This is a genomic window from Streptomyces sp. NPDC088553, assembly GCF_044752965.1.
Classification (GTDB): domain Bacteria; phylum Actinomycetota; class Actinomycetes; order Streptomycetales; family Streptomycetaceae; genus Streptomyces.
Genome location: NZ_JBIVMG010000003.1, coordinates 689,055 through 708,262, shown reverse-complemented (window position 1 = coordinate 708,262; position 19,208 = coordinate 689,055). Strand labels below are relative to the sequence as shown.

At 74.7% G+C, this 19,208-nt stretch carries 17 protein-coding genes; 11 read left to right on the top strand and 6 right to left on the bottom strand.

Annotated elements, in window-relative coordinates:
* The first annotated feature begins 169 nt into the window (after positions 1–169).
* Positions 170–1,444 (top strand): hypothetical protein, encoded by a 1,275-nt coding sequence (locus ACIP8Z_RS12530; protein WP_402082125.1) that lies wholly within the window; start codon positions 170–172, stop codon positions 1,442–1,444.
* A gap of 73 nt (positions 1,445–1,517) precedes the next feature.
* Here ACIP8Z_RS12530 and ACIP8Z_RS12525 read toward each other — a convergent pair whose 3' ends face one another.
* Together ACIP8Z_RS12525 and ACIP8Z_RS12520 are read right to left on the bottom strand one after the other, a co-directional pair.
* Positions 1,518–2,375 carry a methyltransferase domain-containing protein gene (locus ACIP8Z_RS12525; RefSeq protein ID WP_402082122.1) on the bottom strand — a complete coding sequence of 286 codons (858 nt, stop codon included), beginning with the start codon at positions 2,373–2,375 and terminating at the stop codon, positions 1,518–1,520.
* A 102-nt stretch (positions 2,376–2,477) separates the two neighbouring features.
* Positions 2,478–2,996, bottom strand: coding sequence for a GNAT family N-acetyltransferase (locus ACIP8Z_RS12520; RefSeq protein ID WP_402082119.1), 519 nt, complete (start codon positions 2,994–2,996; stop codon positions 2,478–2,480).
* A 255-nt stretch (positions 2,997–3,251) separates the two neighbouring features.
* Between ACIP8Z_RS12520 and ACIP8Z_RS12515 the strand changes: the two genes are divergently transcribed.
* The 3 genes from ACIP8Z_RS12515 to ACIP8Z_RS12505 all read left to right on the top strand — a co-directional run bounded on the left by ACIP8Z_RS12515 (position 3,252) and on the right by ACIP8Z_RS12505 (position 7,063).
* The gene (locus ACIP8Z_RS12515; protein WP_402082117.1) at positions 3,252–4,496 is read left to right on the top strand and encodes a sulfite oxidase; all 1,245 of its coding nucleotides are present in this window, start codon (positions 3,252–3,254) and stop codon (positions 4,494–4,496) included.
* 94 nt (positions 4,497–4,590) lie between these two features.
* Positions 4,591–5,823 (top strand): aminotransferase class I/II-fold pyridoxal phosphate-dependent enzyme, encoded by a 1,233-nt coding sequence (locus ACIP8Z_RS12510; RefSeq protein WP_402082114.1) that lies wholly within the window; start codon positions 4,591–4,593, stop codon positions 5,821–5,823.
* Positions 5,824–6,001: 178 nt separating this feature from the next.
* The gene (locus ACIP8Z_RS12505; RefSeq protein ID WP_402082112.1) at positions 6,002–7,063 is read left to right on the top strand and encodes an MBL fold metallo-hydrolase; all 1,062 of its coding nucleotides are present in this window, start codon (positions 6,002–6,004) and stop codon (positions 7,061–7,063) included.
* Here the strand turns inward: ACIP8Z_RS12505 and ACIP8Z_RS12500 are convergent.
* Both ACIP8Z_RS12500 and ACIP8Z_RS12495 read right to left on the bottom strand, forming a co-directional pair.
* Positions 7,043–7,726: a DedA family protein gene (locus tag ACIP8Z_RS12500; RefSeq protein ID WP_402082109.1), complete on the bottom strand. Its 684-nt coding sequence runs from the start codon at positions 7,724–7,726 to the stop codon at positions 7,043–7,045. The two genes, ACIP8Z_RS12505 and ACIP8Z_RS12500, sit on opposite strands and share 21 nt — an antisense overlap.
* Positions 7,727–7,844: 118 nt before the next feature.
* The gene (locus ACIP8Z_RS12495) at positions 7,845–8,624 is read right to left on the bottom strand and encodes an MBL fold metallo-hydrolase (protein WP_402082106.1); all 780 of its coding nucleotides are present in this window, start codon (positions 8,622–8,624) and stop codon (positions 7,845–7,847) included.
* A 146-nt stretch (positions 8,625–8,770) separates the two neighbouring features.
* Here ACIP8Z_RS12495 and ACIP8Z_RS12490 point away from each other — a divergent pair, with 146 nt between their 5' ends.
* From ACIP8Z_RS12490 to ACIP8Z_RS12470, 5 genes are all read left to right on the top strand, one after another.
* Complete coding sequence (locus ACIP8Z_RS12490) at positions 8,771–9,187, top strand: hypothetical protein (RefSeq protein WP_402082103.1); 417 nt, start codon at positions 8,771–8,773, stop codon at positions 9,185–9,187.
* Positions 9,188–9,417: 230 nt separating this feature from the next.
* On the top strand, positions 9,418–11,586 hold the full coding sequence (locus ACIP8Z_RS12485; RefSeq protein ID WP_402082100.1) for a phage holin family protein: 2,169 nt from the start codon (positions 9,418–9,420) through the stop codon (positions 11,584–11,586).
* A 65-nt stretch (positions 11,587–11,651) separates the two neighbouring features.
* Positions 11,652–13,094, top strand: a complete 1,443-nt coding sequence (locus ACIP8Z_RS12480) for an amino acid permease (RefSeq protein WP_402082098.1) — start codon at positions 11,652–11,654, stop codon at positions 13,092–13,094.
* Between the two features lie 312 nt (positions 13,095–13,406).
* A complete protein-coding gene (locus ACIP8Z_RS12475; RefSeq protein WP_402082096.1) occupies positions 13,407–13,706 on the top strand; it encodes a hypothetical protein in 300 nt (99 codons plus the stop codon).
* Between the two features lie 62 nt (positions 13,707–13,768).
* Positions 13,769–13,933 (top strand): hypothetical protein, encoded by a 165-nt coding sequence (locus tag ACIP8Z_RS12470; RefSeq protein WP_319313391.1) that lies wholly within the window; start codon positions 13,769–13,771, stop codon positions 13,931–13,933.
* 229 nt (positions 13,934–14,162) lie between these two features.
* Here the strand turns inward: ACIP8Z_RS12470 and ACIP8Z_RS12465 are convergent, their stop codons facing one another.
* Positions 14,163–15,374, bottom strand: a complete 1,212-nt coding sequence (locus tag ACIP8Z_RS12465; protein WP_402082095.1) for a low temperature requirement protein A — start codon at positions 15,372–15,374, stop codon at positions 14,163–14,165.
* 326 nt (positions 15,375–15,700) lie between these two features.
* On the opposite strand from ACIP8Z_RS12465, the gene ACIP8Z_RS12460 reads away from it, so the two are divergent.
* Both ACIP8Z_RS12460 and ACIP8Z_RS12455 read left to right on the top strand, forming a co-directional pair.
* Positions 15,701–17,752 carry a DUF4157 domain-containing protein gene (locus tag ACIP8Z_RS12460; protein ID WP_402082093.1) on the top strand — a complete coding sequence of 684 codons (2,052 nt, stop codon included), beginning with the start codon at positions 15,701–15,703 and terminating at the stop codon, positions 17,750–17,752.
* 190 nt (positions 17,753–17,942) lie between these two features.
* On the top strand, positions 17,943–18,365 hold the full coding sequence (locus tag ACIP8Z_RS12455) for a hypothetical protein (RefSeq protein ID WP_402082091.1): 423 nt from the start codon (positions 17,943–17,945) through the stop codon (positions 18,363–18,365).
* Here the strand turns inward: ACIP8Z_RS12455 and ACIP8Z_RS12450 are convergent.
* Positions 18,355–19,182 carry a helix-turn-helix domain-containing protein gene (locus ACIP8Z_RS12450; RefSeq protein WP_402082089.1) on the bottom strand — a complete coding sequence of 276 codons (828 nt, stop codon included), beginning with the start codon at positions 19,180–19,182 and terminating at the stop codon, positions 18,355–18,357. The two genes, ACIP8Z_RS12455 and ACIP8Z_RS12450, sit on opposite strands and share 11 nt — an antisense overlap.
* Positions 19,183–19,208 lie beyond the last annotated feature (26 nt).

Below are 19,208 nucleotides of genomic sequence, written 5' to 3'. Positions count from 1 at the left end.
TCCGGGCCTGAACGGGAAGCCCCCGGCCGCACACGCGGCCGGGGGCTTCCCCCTTCCGGCCGCCGCCGCTCGCGGAAGGGCGCCGGACGCGCCGAGCGGCGATCATGGGAAGGGGCGCCCTTCGCGCCGACGGACGCCCCGTTCCGCCCGGGAGGCAGGAGGCACGGAAATGGCGCGCACGCGGGAGGTCTACTTCTACGACTTCGCGGCCGACTTCGGGCTCAGCGGACTCGCCGGCACCCTGTGCGCCCGGTCGACGCTCCGCCTCGACGAACCGGTGGTCCTCGACATCGCCGAGTCCGAGGCGGAGGACGACGACCACCGGCTCGGCGCGGACGCACGGCTGCTCCTGGAGTCCCCGCTGCCGGACGACGTGCTCCGCACCGTGTGGCTGGCGGCCGTACGCCGTTGCTTCGACCCCGCCGAGCAGGGCACGGACACCCGGACCTGGCTCGACGGGGTCGCGGAGCTGTGCCCGCCGCGCGCCCCGGAGCGCGACCCGTACGAGGTGCGGTCCCTGGACGCGACGCGGCCCGTCCTGCCGGAGGAGGAGCTGCGGACGACCGTGGCCGCCGAGATCGAGTCGGCCGCCGCGGGTCTCGAACTCCGCGTCGCCGTACCCGGAATCGTCCCGGCCCTGCTCCGGGTCGTGCGGGAGGCCGACGCCGACCTCGGGTTCCGGCTCTTCCTCAGGGCGCTCAAGGCGTACTCCGTTCCGGTCGACGCGGACGCGTACGACCGGCTGCTCGCCCTCGGGGACGCGCTGGCCTACCCGCCCGCCGCCGTCCACGAGGGACTGACCGTGCGCTGGCGCCCCCTCGACCCGGGCCGCCGCGACTTCGCACACCGCCGGTTCGGGCTGCCGGCGCTCGCGTCCGCACTCAGCGGCACCGAACGGACCTACGGGGGCACCCCGCGCGAACACATCCAGCGGGTCGCCGACGACGGGCCGGGACAGCCCCCGGGGGCGTACGCCGCGGTGCTCCTCGACGACGCCTGGCGGCTCCTCGACTCCGCCCTGACGGGGGAGGCGCTCGGCCTGCTCTGGCGGACCGCGGCCGGGCGCCCGCACGTCCTCGACGAGGACGAGTCCGACGCCGACGGGCGGGTCTGGCTGGAGCAGGTCTCCCAGGTGTGCCACGCCCACCTCGCGGAGGTCGACCCGGCCTACGCGCCCTTCCTCCCGCCCGCCAGGACCGATCTCACGGAGGCGGTGCTGCGGGAGGTGCGCGAGGCGGTCCACGCCGACGCGGAGCAGGTACGAGGGGTGGCGCGGGTCCTGGAGGACGTGGTCACGGCGGTCGACCCGGACCTCGGCTTCCGCCTCCTCCTGCACCTCCTGGAGACGTACGCGGTCCCGGTCGACGAGGCCCGGCGCGCCCGCTACCGCGCCCTCGCCGGCCGCCTCGGGCTCCGCGGCGGCCACGGAACGGCCCAGCGATGACCGCGCCGGGCCGAGCGCGGCCACGCGGGGCCGAGTGTGACCAACGCCGGGCCGGGTGGCGACCGCCGGTCCGTCAGGACACCCGGCACAGGATCTCGCCGTGCGGGACCATGAACCAGGCGTCCTCCCGCGTACCCCACTCCCGCCAGGCCTCCGCGATCTCCGTCAGCCCGGCCTCGGTCGCGTGGCCGCCGGACACGGCCAGGCCGGCGTAGCCGGAGCCGGTCGTCCGGTCCGCCCACAGGCCGCTCCACCAGGCCCGCTCCTCGGGCGTCGCGAAGCACCAGGTGGCCGCGGTCGTCGTGATGTCGGTGAAGCCGGCCTGCCGCGCCCAGGAGAACAGCCGCCGTCCCGCGTCCGGTTCGCCTCCGTTGGCCCGGGCGACCCGGTGGTACAGGTCCAGCCAGTCGTCCAGGACGGGCCGTTCGGGATACCAGGCGAAGGCGCCGTAGTCGCTGTCGCGGGCCGCGACGACACCGCCGGGGCGGCACACCCGCCGCATCTCGCGCAGCGCCCGCACCGGGTCGCCGACGTGCTGGAGCACCTGGTGGGCGTGGACCACGTCGAAGGAGTCGTCGGGGAAGTCCAGGGCGTGCACGTCGGCGACGGCGAACCCGACGTTCTCCAGGCCGCGTTCGGCCGCCACGGTACGGGCCTTCGCCAGGACCTCCTCGGCCGCGTCGACCGCGGTGACCCGGCCGGGGGCGACCAGGGCGGCCAGGTCGGCGGTGATCGTGCCGGGCCCGCAGCCCACGTCCAGGACGTCCAGACCCGCGGAGAGCGAGGGCAGCAGATAGGCCGCGGAGTTGGCCGCCGTCCGCCAGCTGTGCGAGCGCAGGACCGACTCGTGGTGACCGTGGGTGTAGACGGCCGTCTCATGGGCCGTCCCGCGGCCCGCCGGGTGCATGGAGGAGGTGGAGGCATGCGTCATCGGAGCGACTCCCTCGGTGTGGGTGCGTGCTCACCACCGTACGCACGGATGTCGCATGATGAGATATGTGTCTTGGGATGTGGACATGGCGGGGGTGGCGCGTCAGGCGAACAGGTCTCCCCGGTACCGGAGTTCTTCGAGCACTCGGCCTCCCGTCTCCTCCCGCACGGCCTCGCCGTCCGGGCGCCAGCCCGCCGCCTCGTAGAAGCGGCGCCCCCGTGCGTTCCCCGCGAACACCCACAGCGCCGCCGTGCGGAACCCGGTCGCCACGAGGGCCTCCGTGGAGGCCGCGAGAAGGGCCCGCCCGACTCCCGTGCCCCACACCTCCGGCAGGGCGTAGAGGGCCGCCAGTTCGGCCGTGGTCCGCCGGTCGAACTCCTCGTCCGGCCAGGCCCGGAAGCAGGAGAACGCCCGCACCCGCTCGTCGGGGCCCGTCTCGACCAGGACCGTGGACCGTTCCGGGGCGGTGAGGCGGACCCGCCAGGTGGCGGTGCGCTCCTCGACGTCCAGGGCGTCCAGGTAGGGGCCGGGCAGCAGATCGCGGTAGGCGGCCCGCCAGGACAGCACGTGCACGGCGGCGATGCCCGCCGCGTCCTCGGGAAGGGCTTCTCGTATCGGCATGCCGCATTGTCGGCGGAGCGGCGCCCTCGCCGCCTCACATTTACGGGCCGCACTCCGTATCCGCCGTCGCAGGTCCGGCCCCCTGTCGAAGCCGCCGCCGCACGTGCGAGGACGCAGGTCCTCAGGCCGCCCGCGCCGACCTGACGAACCCCCTGTGACAGCACCATGAACGGGCCGTCCCGGTCGCCCTCCCGCCCCTAGGATCGGCCGCGCCGCCGCCCGGCGGCGTGCCTCACCCACGTGCCGAGGAGTCCCGTGCCGAACTCGCCCGCGCCCGCCCGCCGTTCCGTGCTGAAGGTCCTCGCGGCGGCCCCGGCGGTCTCCGCCCTCGGCGGGCTCGCCACCGCCACCACGGCCACCGCCGCATCCGCGCACGCACCCGCGCGCGCCACGGCCGGAGCCGCCGTCCCCGTCGCCGCGCCCGGGATCGTCAAAGCCCTCCCGGCCGAGCACTTCACCGTCCGGGGCACCAACGCCGAGGCCCGCTTCGACAGCTTCGGCGACACCGGCTCCCTCACCCCGGTCGACCGCTTCTTCGTCCGCAACCACACCACCACCCCCGTCCTCGACGCCGCCGACTGGCGCCTCACCCTCTGGGGCGACGGACTGCACGGCCGCAGCCCGGTCCACTTCACCTACGGACAGCTCCGGGACCTGCCCTCCGTCACCCGAACGGCCCTGATCGAGTGCGCCGGAAACGGCCGCAGCCTCTACATGAGCCAGCAGGGCGAGCCGGTCACCGGCACCGCCTGGACCCTCGGCGCCGTCGGAGCCGCCCGCTGGCGCGGGGTGCGCCTCGCCGACGTGCTGCGCAAGGCCGGGATCGCCCGCGACGCCGTCGACCTCCAGCCGCGCGGCCTCGACGACCCGTACGTCTCCGGCGGGATCGACTACGGGCGGGTCCGCCGCCCGCTGCCCGTCGCCAAGGCCTTCGACGACGTGATCCTCGCGTACGAGATGAACGGCGAGCCCCTCCCGTACGACCACGGTCACCCGGTGCGGCTCGTGGTGCCCTCCTGGGTCGGCATCGCCTCCATCAAGTGGCTCGGCGACATCGAGGTCTCCACCCGTCCGCTCACCTCGCCCTGGTCCACGGACTGGTACCGCCTCTTCGGCGACGCCCACCCGGCCGGCGGCAGCGCCCCGATCAGCCGCCAGACGCTCAAGTCCGGCTACCAGCTGCCCTTCGGCGCCACCCTGGAGGCCGGCCGCGTCCACCGGCTGACCGGCAGGGCCTGGTCCGCGCACGCGCCCGTACGGACGGTCGAGGTGTCCACCGACGGTGGCGCGCACTGGCGCCGCGCCCACCTCCACGACACCCCGCGACGGGACGGCTGGGTCCGCTGGAGCACGCCCTGGCTCCCGCGCGCCACCGGACCGGTCACCCTGCTCTCACGGACCACCGACACCGCCGGCAACACCCAGCCCGAGCGGGCCGTCCACAACACCCAGGGCTATCTCTTCAACGCGATCGTGCGCCACCCGGTGACCGTCGCCTGAACCGACGCCTGGAGCGGCGGAACCGGCCGAACCTTCGTATAAAGGGCACGGGGGTGCCGTGCCGGCGCCCCCGTGCCCTCAGGAGGTACGGGACATGCGGCAGACGGCTCCGGAAGGCCGCGGCCCGGTGCGCTACGGCCCTCCCGCCCCCGACACCGGCCTGCCCGTCCTGCCCGGACTCGCCGGGCTCCTCGCCGCCGCCGCAGGACGGACCGCCCCCGAGCCGCCCGGCGGCGGCCCCGTCCTGCGCGAGGCCGCCTCCGGCTACTGGTGGCGCCGCGGCCTGCGCACCCACCCCGAGGACGTCGTGGCCGGCCCCGGCGCCCCCGCGCTGCTGCTCGCCCTGATCGCCGCCCACGGCGGCGACCTCCTGCTGCCCCGGCCCTGCCCCGCCTGGTGGACCCCGCAGGCCCGCCTCCTCGGCCGCCCGGCCTACCACGTGCCGACCCCCGCCGAGGCCGGCGGCGTCCCCGACCCGTACGCCCTCCTGGAGACCGTCCGGCGGATCCGCGCCGAGGGCGGCACCCCGCGCGTCCTCCTGATCTCCGTCGCCGACGACCCCACCGCCACCGTCGCCCCGCCCGAACTCGTCCGCGAGGCGTGCGAGGCCGCCGTCGCCGAGGGGCTGCACGTCATCAGCGACGAGACCTGGCGCGACACCCGCCACCACCCCGAGGACACCGTGCTCCTCAGCCCCGCCGAGATGTGTCCGGACGACGTGACCGTCCTCTCCGACCTCGGCGGCGCCCTCACCCCGGCCGCCTGGCCCTGCGCCGTCGCCCGCTTCCCGCCCACCGATCCCTCCCGCGCCGACCGCTGGACCGACCGTCGCGCCCGCGTCCTCGACGTGCTCACCGCCCTCGGGGCCGTCGTCCCCGGGCCCGTCGCCCCCGCCGCCGCGCACGCCCTGGACGAGCCCGAGGACGTCACCGTACGGGCCCGCCGCGCCGCCGCCGTCCACGGCCGCCTGGCCGCGGCCGCGCACCGCGCCGTCCTCGCCGCCGGGGCCCTCGCCCGGCCACCGCAGGCGGGCCGTCATCTGTACGTCGACCTCGGGCCGCTACGGGCCGGTCTCGCCGCCCGGGGAGTCACCGACTCCCTGGAACTGGAGAGCCACCTCGGCGCGCGCCTCGGCGCCCCCGCGACCGGCGGCCACCGCTTCGGCGACGAACTCGGCGCCCTGCGCGTCAGGTTCGGCACCAGCATGTTCATGGGAAGTACGGAGGAGGAACGGGTGGAGACGCTCGGAGCGCGAGATCCGGAGACGCTTCCCCATGTGGCGGCGAAGCTGGCGGAGTTCGGAGGAATCCTGGAGGAACTCCGGTGACAGCAGACCCGGTCGGCCGCCCGTCGAAGCGACCCGCGCGAGCCGTGGGCGCGGCACGAGCCGTAGCCGTACGAGCTGGACGAGCCGTACGCGCCGACCGCCCCCGCCCCTCCGCACCACCCGGACAAGACCGACCCTCCGCACGAGCCGAACCATCCGCGCAGAACGGAGCCCGCAGATGACGGAACGGACGGCACACCCCACGCGGGCCGCCCAGGCCGCCCCGTACCAGCCCGATCCCGCCACAGCTCCCGCGCCCTCCCCGGCGCCCGCTCCCGACCTCCAGCCCGTCGGGCGGCTCCGCCTCGACTGGCCCCGCAGCTTCGCCGACCGGCTCACCGCCCCGCTCCCCGGCGTCCGGGCCCTGGCCCGCCTCGCCCGCGAGGGAGCCGTACGCCCCCGCCCCGAGGGCCTCCGCGACATCCCGCTGCTGCCCTTCGAGCCGGGCCCGCTGCCGCCCGCCGGACCCGACACCCTCGCCATCACCTGGGCGGGGCACGCGAGTTGGGTGCTGCGGATGGGCGGGCTCACCGTCCTCACCGACCCGGTCTGGTCCCGTCGGATCTTCGGCACCCCTGCCCGGCTCACCCCCGTCGGTGTCCGCTGGGAGGACCTGCCGCGCGTCGACGCCGTCGTCATCAGCCACAACCACTTCGATCACCTCGACGCCCCGACCCTGAAGCGGCTTCCCCGGCACACCCCGGTCTTCGTCCCGGCCGGCCTCGGCCGCTGGTTCGCCCGCCGCCGGTTCAGCCGCGTCACCGAGCTCGACTGGTGGGAGGCGGCCGAACTCGACGGCGTGCGCTTCGACTTCGTCCCCGCCCACCACTGGTCCAAGCGCACCCTCCTGGACACCTGCCGCTCCCTGTGGGGCGGTTGGGTGCTCACCGACCGGTCCGGGCGGCGCGTCCACTTCGCGGGGGACACCGGGTACGGCCACTGGTTCGCCGAGATCGGCCGCCGGTACCCCGGCATCGACCTGTCCCTGCTCCCGATCGGCGCCTACGACCCCCGCTGGTGGCTCAGCGACGTCCACACCGACCCGGAGGAGGCGGTCCGCGCCCACCAGGACCTGGGGGCGCGGCGGATGGCCCCCATGCACTGGGCGACCTTCGTGCTGTCCTCGGAGCCCGTCCTCGAACCCCTCACCCGGGTGAGGACCGCCTGGGAGCAGGCCGGGCTGCGCCGTGAGGACCTGTGGGACCTGCCGGTCGGCGGCTCACGGGTGCTCGTGCCCTGACGCGGCGTGCCCCGGCGCCCCGTCGGCCTTCGCCCGCGGCCCCCGGAACCGCCGCCACAACCCCGGGACCGCGCTGATCAGCACCGTGAGGCCCACCGCGGCGACGACACCCTGCCAGGGCTCCGGGAACAGCGAACCGCCCAGGATCCCGATCAGCTGGTACGTCGCCGCCCACGCCAGGCAGGCTGCCAGGTCACCGCGCACGAACCGGCGCAGCGGCATCTCCGACAGCAGACACGCCAGCATCACCGGGATCCGCCCGGCCGGCACGAGCCGGGACAGGACGAGCACCGACACCTGACGCGTGTCGAGCCGCTCCTGCGCGTACGCGAGCCGCTCCGGTGTCACCCGGCCCCGCAGCGCGGCGAGCCACCGCGAGCCGTTGCGCGAGCGCACCCCGCGCTGTCCCAGCCAGTACAGGGCGGTGTCGCCGAGGAGCGCCGCGAACGCCGCCACCAGGAAGACGAAGAGCAGCGCGAGCGGCGAGCTCTGGTGGAAGGCGACCACCGCCGCCGAACTGACGATCGCGCCCGTCGGTACGACCGGCACCAGGGCGCCGAGCGCCACGAGCAGGAACAGGGAGGGATAACCGACGGCCTGCTGCGTCGACTCCGGCGGCAGCTCCCGCACCGCCGTCACGACCCCGGTGAGCCCGTGTATCACCGGCCGTACCCCGACCGCGCGGCCTGTCCGTCCCGCGCCGCCCGTCCGTCTCGCGCCGGCTGTCCGTCCCTCGTCCCCCGTCCGTCCCGCCCCGCCTGTCCGTCCCTCGTCCCCCGTCTCACCGGGCCACCTCCGGACGTACCCGCTCGCCGTGCGCGAGCAGATGGACCGCCACCTTCGGTGCCAGCCGCGCCGCGTGCCGTACGAACTCGTCGCCCGGCGCGTGGAACTCGTGCGGCCTGATCCCGTCGAGCCCGATCGGCCAGTACGTGCCGTAGTGCACGGGGACCGCCGCCGCGGGCGACAGCGCGGCGAGCGCCTCGGCCGCCCGGCCCGCGTCGAGATGGCCGTGCCCCAGGTACGGGCCCCAGCCGCCGACCGGCAGCAGCGCCACGTCGACCGGGCCCACCGCCTCCGCCATCCCGTCGAAGAGGCCGGTGTCCCCGGCGAAGTACGTCCGCGCCTCGCCCTCGACGACGTACCCGAGCGCGGGGGCGCGGTGCGGCCCCAAGGGCAGCCGTCGTCCGTCGTGGAGCGCCGGCACGGCCCGTACCGTCACGCCCTCGACCGTCACCGTGTCGCCCGGCTCCACCTCGGTGAGCCGCAGCCCGTTCCCGTCGAGCCTGCGCAGCCCCGGTACGGCGGCGGGGGCGCCGCGCGGCACCACGAGGAGCGTCCCGGGTGCGAGCCGGGCCAGCGACGGCAGGTGCAGATGGTCGGAGTGCAGGTGCGAGACGAGGACGGCCTCGGCGACCGCGGCCTCGGGCGGCGGCAGGGCGCCGCGCCGCCGCCGCAGGTGCGCGAACCGCCGCGCGAACAGCGGATCGGTGAGGAAGCGGACCCCGGAGTCCTCGACCGTGCAGGTCGCGTGACCCCACCAGGTGACCTCCACCGGCATGCCGCCTTCCGTCGTCCCGGGTTCCGGCCGTCGTCCACCGCCGTTCACGATGTCCGCGCTCGTACCCTCGCTCCGTATCGAGGGTAAATGTCCGGAGCGGGCGCCGGAGGATGTTCGGCCGTGCCGTCCCGCAGTAGGGTCGGCCCATGGACGACGTTCGGGTGGCGGCGATCGCCAGCCTCACCCCGCTCGAAGAGCTGGACAGCGACCCCTTCCTCGTGGACACGCGCCGTCAGCACGCGGTGTGCGCGCGCTGGGCCGACGACAAGGGGTACGTGGTCGCCCGCCGGCTGCTGTTCTACGGGATCCGGCCCGACCACGAGGCCCTGTGGGTGGACGTGGAGGCGGGGGCGGTCGACCTGTTCGTCGCCGCCAACGAGCGGGTCCTCGCGCGCGCGTTGACCTCCGTGCCCGGCTTCCGCGCGGAGTGCGCGCGGCGCGGGGTGCGGGTGGAGACCGCCTGTTCCGACGGGCCGGCGTGCGAGCCGGAGTACGACGCGGCGGCCAAGGCGGGGGTCCACCGGCGGCTCTCGATGCCGACGGCCGGGTACGACGGCTGCTGACGCCGCCCCCGCGCGCCCGGCGACCGCCACGGCGACCCGACGTACGACCTCACGTACGACCCCACGTACGTCTTCCCGCGCGATCTCACCCACGTCTTCGCGCCCGATCCGACGTACGTCGTCGCGTACGACCTGACACACCCGGGCCGATCGCCGTCACCCGTTTTCCCCGCCGACCGTGGGCGTTGTGCCACGCTTGAGGCAGGAAACGGGCGAAAGGTGTAGCGGGCGTGGGTGACGGGCGATGGGGTGGCGCCGACCGCTGGCGGTCCGCGGGGAGTGCGCTGGGGCGGGTGATCGTGGTGTGGGCGGTGTCGACGCTCACGATGCTGGTCCTCGCCGGACTGCTCCCCGACTTCGAGCTGCAGTCCGCCGACGGCGACACCTTCACGAGGACGGCGCTCACCGCCGCCGCCGCGGCCGGCGCGTTCGGTCTGCTCGGCGCCCTCGTGTGGCCGGTGATCGTGCGGGCCCTGCTGCTCGTCCCCGCGCTCGTGCTCGGTCTGCTCGTGTTCTTCCTCAACGGTTCGCTGCTGCTCGTCGCGCTCTGGCTGATCCCGGACGGGCGCGGCGCCGCCGATCCCGAGACCGCCGTCGTGGTCGCCGCCGTCATGTCCGCCGTCGCCTCGGCCAGCTCCACCGCCCTCGCCGTCCGCGACGACGACGCCTACCGGCGCCGGCTCTACCGGCTCACCGGCCGCACCCGGCCCCGCGCGTCGGACGACGCGCCCGAGCAGGTCCCCGGGACGGTCTTCCTCCAGCTCGACGGTGTCGGCCACCACGTCCTGCGCGGCGCCGTCGCCGACGGGCTCATGCCGACCGTGGCGTCCTGGATCGACGCGGGCCACCGGCTCACCCCGTGGCGCACCGACTGGTCCAGCCAGACCGGCGCGAGCCAGCTCGGCATCCTGCACGGCTCCAACGAGGACGTGCCCGCCTTCCGCTGGTACGAGAAGGACACCGGCCGGCTCATGGTGTCGAACCGCCCGGCCAGTGCCGTGGAGCTCCAGCGCCGGGCCGTGCGCCGCACCGGGGACGGCGGCCTGCTCACCGTCGACGGTGCCTCGCGCGGCAACCTGTTCAGCGGCGGCGCCGACCAGCTCGCGCTCGTGCTGTCGATGGCCGCCCGGCGCGGCCCGCGCAACCGCTCGCGGGCCGGCTACTTCGCGTACTTCTCCGACCCGGCCAACGCCGTCCGCACCGCCGGATCGCTGGTCGCCGAGTGCGGCCGCGAGATGGTCCAGTCGACCCGGGCGCTGCTGCGCCGCGAGACCCCGCGGGTCTCGCGCGGCGGCACGTACCCCTTCGTGCGCGCCTTCGCGACGGTCGTGGAGCGGGACGTCGTCGTCTCCGCGGTGATGGGGGACATGCTCGGCGGGCGGACCGCCGTCTACGCCGACCTCGTCGCCTACGACGAGGTCGCCCACCACTCGGGCCCGCACGGCCGGGACACCGACCAGGTCCTGCGCCGCCTCGACCGCTCGATCGCGCTGATCGCCACCGTCGCCGAGCACGCCCCCCGCCCGTACCGGATCGTGCTGCTCTCGGACCACGGGCAGAGTCCCGGCGAGACCTTCGAGGGTGCGTACGGGCTGACGCTCAAGGACCTGGTCAGGGCCGGCTGCGGGCTTCCGGTGCCGCGCCGGGTGCGGAGGATCGGGAGGGGGCGCCCCAGGACGGAGTCCGGGGGAGGTTCGGAGGCGCGGGACGCGGCCAGGGACGCGCTGCGCCTCGCGTTGCACCGGCCGGTGGACGAGACCGGCGAGACCGCGAAGGAGCTGCCCGCCCGGCCCTCCGAGCCGCTCGTCCTGGCCTCCGGCAACCTCGGTCTCATCTCGTTCCCCGACGTGCCGCACCGGATGACCCGGGAGGAGATCGACCGGCGCCACCCGGCTCTGCTCCGTGCCCTCGCCCACCATCCGGGCATCGGTTTCGTCCTGGTGGCGAGCGCCGAGCACGGCTCGGTGGTGCTGGCCCGCGACGGGGTGGAGGTGCCGGTCGCGGACCTCGACGACGGGGGACCGCTCGCCGTCTTCGGCCCGGGCGCGGCGCGGGCGGTGCGGCGTACGGACGGCTTCCCGCACGTCGCGGACATCATGGTCAACTCGATGTACGACCCGGCGACGGGCACGGTGCACGCCTTCGAGGAGCAGATCGGCTCGCACGGCGGCCTCGGCGGCGAGCAGTCGCACCCCTTCCTCCTCTCCCCGCCGGAGCTGTCGCCGCCGGTCGGCGAGGGGGAGGAGCTGGTCGGTGCGGAGCAGGTGCACCGGGTGCTGCGGCGCTGGCTGCGGGAGTGCTCGGGTCCGCAGGTCCCGCTGGAGATTTCGCCGTCCACGGACGGATCGGAATCACTTCTTCCGGTTGATGAGCCGGTCACGCAGGACAAAAACCGCTGATTTGGACGCCTGTTCGCCCTTACCGGACGATGACCCGGAATGTACGACGGAAGGCGCACCACCGCATGAGCACGGCCACCACAACTCCACAGAGCGACACCGGAGCCCCGGGGGCCCCGGGGACCCCCGAGGCTTCCGGAACCCCCGGAACCGACGGAACCCCCGGAACCGACGGCAAGCACTCCCGCCGATTCGGGCTCCCCATCGCGACCGCCCTGGTCATGGGCAACATCATCGGCGGCGGAATCTTCCTGCTGCCGGCCTCCGTCGCCCCCTACGGCACCATCAGCCTCGTCGCCTTCGGTGTCCTCACCCTCGGCGCGATCGCCCTCGCCCTCGTCTTCGGCCGCCTCGCCCACCGCCACCCCAGGACCGGCGGACCGTACGTCTACGCCCGCGAGGCCTTCGGTGACTTCGCCGGATTCCTGACGGCCTGGTCGTACTGGATCACCGCCTGGGTCTCCAACGCCGCCCTGGCCGTCGCCGCCGTCGGCTACCTCGACGTGCTGATCCCGCTCCACGGATCGAAGCCCGCCACCCTCGCCGCCGCGCTTCTGATCCAGTGGCTCCCGGCCCTCGCGAACCTCGCCGGCACCCGCTACGTCGGGGCCGTGCAGATCGTCGCGACCGTGCTCAAGTTCGTCCCGCTGCTGCTCGTCGCGGTCGGCGGATTCCTCTTCTTCGACAGCTCCAACCTCGGCCCCTTCCGGGCCGGCGACGAGAGCGCGCTCGGCGCCGTCTCCGCCTCCGCCGCGATCCTGCTCTTCAGCTACCTCGGCGTCGAGTCGGCCGCCGTCAGCGCCGGCGAGGTCCGCGACCCGCGCCGCAACGTCGGCCGCGCCACCGTCCTCGGCACCCTGGCCGCCGCCTTCCTCTACCTGCTGACCACCCTGTCCGTCTTCGGCACCGTCCCGCACGAGCGGCTCGTCGCCTCCAGCGCCCCCTTCACGGACGCCGTCGACCTCATGTTCGGCGGCTCCTGGGGCGGCACGGCCGTCGCCTGCATGGCCCTCGTCTCCATGCTGGGCGCCCTCAACGGATGGACGCTGCTGAGCGCCCAGACGCCCTACGCGGCGGCCCGCGACGGCCTCTTCCCGAAGGTCTTCGCCAGGAAGCGGCGCGGGGTCCCCACCGTCGGCGTCCTGGTGACCGTCGTCCTCGCCTCGCTCCTCACCGTCTACAACTACACGGCGGGCACCGCGGGCGTCTTCGAGACCCTCGTCCTCGTCACGACCTTCACCGCCACCGTGCCCTATCTGCTCTCCTCCGCCGCGCAGTTCTACTTCCTCCTCTCCGGACAGTCCGACCGCGTCCACCGCCCCCGGCTCATCCGCGACACCCTCCTCACCCTCGCCGCCTTCGGCTTCTCCCTCTGGCTGGTCGCGGGCTCCGGCTACGCGGCCGTCTATCAGGGCGTGCTGTTCCTCTTCGTGGGCGTGCTCGTGTACGCGGGGATGTCGGCCCGCGGGCGGCGCGCGGCCGTGGGGGAGGCGGCGACCCGGCCGTGACCCGTGTGACCGCCGGCCGTGCGGTGAACCGGTGAATCACGGGCCCCACCCGTAGGCCGCTCGGGCGGATCTCGGGCGGGACACGCGTGTCGGGACCCCGGCGGGGCAGTACGGATCTCCGTGAGCCCCGCGCCCGAGCCGACCACCGCGCCGCCCGCCACCCCGGCGGGCCGCCCGGCGTGCGCGAGGCCGGGGTGCGCGAGGCCGCGGGGTGCGGGGGAGGGGTGCGCGCGAGCGGGGTGGGCGCGGCCGGGGCGCGCCCGACCGGGGTGTCGAGGCCGTTGCCCGGCCTCCGGCCGGCGCCTCTGGGTCGTGCTGCTGCTCGTGCTCGCCGCGCTGCTCGGCACCGGGGCCACCGGCGCGCTCATCGGCGCGGCCGAACTCCGGCCCGCCGCCTCCCCGGCCTCCGACCCGGGCGGTGAGACCCACGATCCGGCCGCCACCGAGGCCGGACTGCCCGGCCGCTCCCGCCGGCACCGGACGGGCCTCCGCCCGGTCCGGCACCCGCGCCGCCCCCCGTACGGCGCCCGGGAACGCCGCCGTGCCCCGGCCGACGCCCCCGTCCCCGGCCCGCGCGGCGACGCGCTCCGGTGCGTGGTGATGCGCTGCTGAGAGGCCCACGCCGCTCCGCAGTCCCCCCCCGACATCACCCCCGCACCACGAGGAGCTTCGCCATGCCCGTCGACCCGTTCGCCGTTCTCCAGGCCCTGCTGCGCGCCGAGGCCTCCCGGGCCCAGCGCCCCGAACGCCGGGCGCCCGAGCCCGCCGCCCCGGCCGCCGAGCCCGCCCCGGACCCGGCACCCGAGCCGGCCACGTACCGGGACGAACGCCTCCGCTGACCCTCCGGCACGCCCCGACGCGGGCCCCGGCGACATCCGATGTGCGTACCGGCGTCCGGACGTACGAGGGTGTTCCGAGGACCTCTACCGGCCGGAGCACCGGCCCCGATCGGTCCGCCGGACCCGCGTCCGGCGTGGAGGGGGCGGTGAAGAGGCCCGAGGCCACCACCGCCACCCCGCCTCGTCCGTCCCTCCCGCGCGGGTCTCGGCCGCCGTCCCCGGCCCTCGCTCAGGCCGCCTCGACGGCCTCGAACGGCCGCGCCGCCCGGCGCCGCCCGTGCAGCCACACCAGGACCGCCGCGACCGTGGCGAGGGACACGAGCGCCACCAGGGCCGGGACGAGACCGACGAGCGGGCCCGCCGCCAGGCAGCACACGCCGCCCAGGGCGAGGGCGGTCGGCCGCCGGCCCGTGGTGCGCAGCACGATGGCGGCGGCGCCCAGCAGGTACACGCCCACGCCCCCGGTCAACGACCAGGCGACGACCCCGTGGAGGGGCTCGGCCAGGCCGTAGTGCCCGGTGTCGGCGACCTGGTGGAGGACCTTCTTCATGCCGAGCGCGGTGAGCACGACGCCCGCGACCAGCGGCAGGTGCAGGAACGTGTACACGTCCCGCGCGAACCGGGTGCGGTCGTCGCCGTCGAGTCCGGCGAGCCGGTGCTCGGCCGCCTCACCGAGCTGCCGGAAGTAGAGCCGCCACAGCCCGGCCGAGAGCAACAGCCCGGCGGCCGAGGCGCCGAGCACGGCGAAGGTGAGCGGGAGGCCGGAGACGCCGACGCCCATCGCCACGATGGACTCGCCGAGCGCGATGATCACGATCAGTCCGTGCCGCTCGGAGAAGTGCCCGGGGGAGTTGACGCGCCAGCCGGTCGCACCGGTGACGAAGATGCCGAGGTAGTCGACGGCCACCGCCCCCAGCCACAACAGGAGTTGGACCCGGCCGCTGTACGAGCTGCCGATCAGGAGCAGCACCAGCGGCGGGACGACGGACGTCAGCGCCGTGCGGCGCAGGGTGGCGCGCAGGACGGGGTCGTCGGGGCTGGAGACCCAGTACGAGGCGAGGTGCAGGACGCGCACCGCGCCGTAGCAGAGCACGAACACCAGCGGCGCCGACAGTCCGTCCGGCGAGTCCGCGAACACGTCAGGGACGGCGAGCGACACGATCAGGACGACGGCCATGACCGTGACGAGGACCCCGAACAGGGCGCCGGAGTCGGCCCGTACGACATTGCCCAGCCATGCGAAGCAGCACCAGCACCACCACAGCAGCGCGAGCACCACCATCGCGCCGACCACCCGCATCGGCGAGGGCGCGGCCGCCATCAGGGCGGTGACCTGCGTGATCGCGTACACGAACACCAGATCGAAGAAAAGCTCCGCGGGCGTCACCGCGTGATCGTCCCCGGTGGCCACCATGCGGGCCCGTTCCCTGTTCCACGCCATGTGTCTCTCCCCCTCCGGGGAGACCACTCCCGGCCACCCCGGCGCGAACAATACTCACGCCCGGAGCCCGGTGACACAGGCTTCCGCAACCGGCCGAACGCCGCCCGCGCACCCCGCCGCCCGCGCGCGTCATCCGTCGGGCAGGGGCGGCAGGGGCAGGGGCGGGGGCAGTGTCGGCGCCCCTCGCCGGCCGGGAGCCGACCCCCGGCCGTGATTGCCCTTCCGGTCAGCCGCCGCTGCCCTGACGCACCTGGCGTGGGCGGCACTCCGCGACGTATCCAGGAGAAGCCGACAGACACCCACGCCACAGCACCCCGGGGACCCTCTTGCGCGACCACGAGAACGCCAGAACAGAACAGGCGGCCGACACCGTACGCAGCCCTTCCCGGCCCCTGCCACCGGGCCTGCTCGGCCTGCACGCCGCCGCCGGGAACGCCGCCGTCGTCCAGATGCTCCGCCAGGCCGGTCATTCCTGGGCCCAGCCCGAACAGCACCAGCACTCCGCCGGCTGCGGTCACCCGCAGAACGTGCAGCGGTCCGCCGTCCACGACGTCCTGCGCGCCCCCGGACGTCCTCTCGACACCACCACCCGCACCGACATGGAGGCACGCCTGGGGGCGGACTTCTCCGACGTACGGATGCACACGGACGCGGCGGCGAAGGCGTCCGCCGCCGAGGTCGGCGCCCGCGCCTACACCTCCGGCAGCCACATCGTCGTCGGCGACGGCGGCGCCGACAGACACACCCTCGCCCACGAGCTCACCCACGTCATCCAGCAGCGTCGGGGCCCGGTCGCGGGCACCGACAACGGCGGCGGGCTACAGGTCTCCGACCCCTCCGACCGCTTCGAACGCGAAGCCGAAGCCAACGCCACCCGGGTCATGGCGGGCCCGGCACCGGCGTCCGCGCCCGGGCGCGAGACCGCGCACGAGAACCCGCCCGCGACGAAGGCCGGTTCCGTCGGGACAACCCGGCCGGTCCAGCGCCTCGTCGGATTCGAGGTCGAGGTCAGCGCCCCGAGCTACGAGCACGTCACGCACGACGCGAACCTCCTGGCCACCCACGCCGGGGTCGACGCGCGGAGCATGGACGCGGTCAGCACGCTGTTCTTCGGCGGTCTCCCGTACGCGACCGAGGTCCTCGACCGACGGGCGACCGACGGGTGGTTCCTGACCACCGACCACAACCCGCTCCAGAGGCACGGGAGGAACCTGTACATCGCGATCGCCAAGGCGGCGCTCCAACGCAACCAGATGATCGTCGCGAACCCCTCGGGATACGTGTCGGTCAGCAACCTGGAGTACGTGAGCCTGCCGCTGGACGAGATGGCGGCGGGATCGAACCAGCGGTTCTCCGAGCAGATCGGGAGCATCAGCGGGCACATCCAGCAGATCTTCGGCATGCCACTGAGCACCGGCATGTGCGCCGTTCCGGGCAGCCAGTACCTCACAGGATTCCCCGACCAGGCACTCCGGGCCTGGCTGGGCGACGACATCTACCACGCCGTGCAGGCCGAACGCACCGCGTTCACCGACGCCATGTCCATGTCTCTGAGCATCCAGGCCACCGCCGGTGTGCTGCCCTCGGGCATGCAGGACCTGTACACCACACAGGCCACCCGGCTCGGTGAGGAGGCGAGCACCCCCGGCGCCGTGGCCGCCCTGCGGGCACGCGGGGAAGCGGCGGCGGCCGTACCCCAGTACGTCAACACGCTCTTCAGCAACCAGGAATTCCAGCAACAGCTCGTAGGCCTGAGCGAATTCCCGCAGCGCCAGATCCGCGGACTGCTGAGTCTCGGCCTCTCGTACGTCATCGGAAACGCCATGAACCAGACCCAGCTGTTCGGCGCCACCAGCACGGCGAAGAACGCCGTCCCGCTCCTGGTGAAGCTGGACGACCTCGCCCAGGTGCACGGCTCGGCGCTGGGTGACGCGCAGCCCGTCACCGCTTCACCGGGCCTGCTCGACACCATCGCGGACTGGTTCCACACCTTCGTGCCCCAGACCGACCCCGCCTACTGGACACAGGCGTACGGCGTGGGAATGGGCACCTCGGCGAGCCGCGAACCGATCCACGGAAACGCGGCCGATCCGCGGGCGGGCACCAGGCAGCTGCTCGGCGCCCTCTTCCGCGGCGACACGGGCTTCCGCACCGTCGCGCCCGGCAGGCCGCTCCCTCAGCCCGACGCGCCGTCACCGCAGATGGCCGCCGCCGTTCACGGCCAGCGGGGAGTCCCGATGGAGTTCCGCTGGGGCGGCAAGGCCGGAAGCATCCAGGAATTCGTGACCAAGGCGGAGCGATTCGTCACCGAGGTCCGCGCGGCCAACTCGGCCCACCTGACCGAAGCGGACCGGAACGCCCTGACACAGACGTTCTGACGCGCCGAGGACCGGGGGAGGGGACGGGCGGCTCGAAGGAGACCGCGAGACGGTCCGCATTACCTGGCACGTAATCGACCCCCGCCGAGCCGCCCGGCATGCTCGGAGACACCGGAACCCGGGCGGCGCACTCCGTTCGGGCTCCGGGTCCACCATCAGCGCGAACGTCCCCCATGGAGGGTGATCCGCCATGTCCCAGGCCCTGCTCGCCGGTCTTGCCCGCACCACCCGTCCGCAGACCGCGGTGCGCCGCTTCCTCGCCCTCGACGCCGTCGTCACCGGGGCGAACGGCATCGCCTACGCCGTCGCCTCCGGCCCGCTCGGGGAGTTCCTCGGTGTCGACGCGGGCCTCCTGCTCGAACTGGGCGTCCTGCTCGCCGTGTACGCCGCCGGCGTCGCCTGGCTCGCGAGCCGCCCGCAGCCCCCGGCGCTCGGCGTGAGGCTCGTCGTCGACATCAACGCGGTCTGGGCCGTCCTCAGCATCGTCGCCCTCGTCGCCTGGCTGGAGCCGACCACCGCCGGCCTGGTGTGGACGCCCCTGCAGGCGGCCACCGTCGGCGGCTTCGCCCTCGCCCAGTGGGCGGCGCTCCGGGCCGTCGCCGCTAGTCGCTGAACGGCGGCAGGGAATGGAGGTACGCGACCGTCGCCGGGTCGGCCGGGAGGAACGTCTCGATGGCCAGCTCGGCGACCGTCACGTCCAGCGGGGTGTTGAACGTCGAGATCGACGACACGAACGACAGCACCCGCCCGTCGTGCTCGATCCGCAGCGGCAGAGCGAAGTACGGGTACACCTCCTCGGGACCCGGGGCCCCGGCGTCATCGTCGTCGTCCGCGCCCGGCGGCGGCGGATACGCCGTCACCTCCGCGTACAGCGCCCGCAGCGACTCCGAACGCGCCAGACCGATCTGACGCTCCATCTGGTGCAGCAGATGCCCGCGCCACTCCGGCAGGTTCCGGATCCGGGGCGCGAGCCCCTCCGGGTGCAAGGTGATCCGCATCGCGTTCAGCGGCGGCGTCAGCAGATGCTCCGGCAGTCCGTCGAGCAGCAGCCCGATGCCCCGGTTCGCCGCCACCACGGTGTACGAGCCGTCCACCACGAGCGCCGGATACGGCTCGTACCCCCGCAGCAGCTGCTCGATGCCCGCCCGCAGCGTCTCCAGGCGCGGGGCGTCGAGCGGCGACTCCGCGTACCGGGGCGCGTAACCGGCGGCCAGCAGCAGCGCGTTCCGCTCGCGGACCGGCACCTCCAGGTGCTCGGCCAGCCTCAGGACCATCTCCTCGCTCGGCCGGGAGCGGCCCGTCTCCACGAACGAGATGTGCCGCGCCGAGGAGTCCGCGCGCAGCGCCAGCTCCAGCTGGCTCAGCCGCCGCTGCTCACGCCAGCCACGCAGCAGCGGTCCCACTCCCGTGTCGTTCACGACCGTCGTCATGGCCAGACGGTATCCCAGAGGGGGAC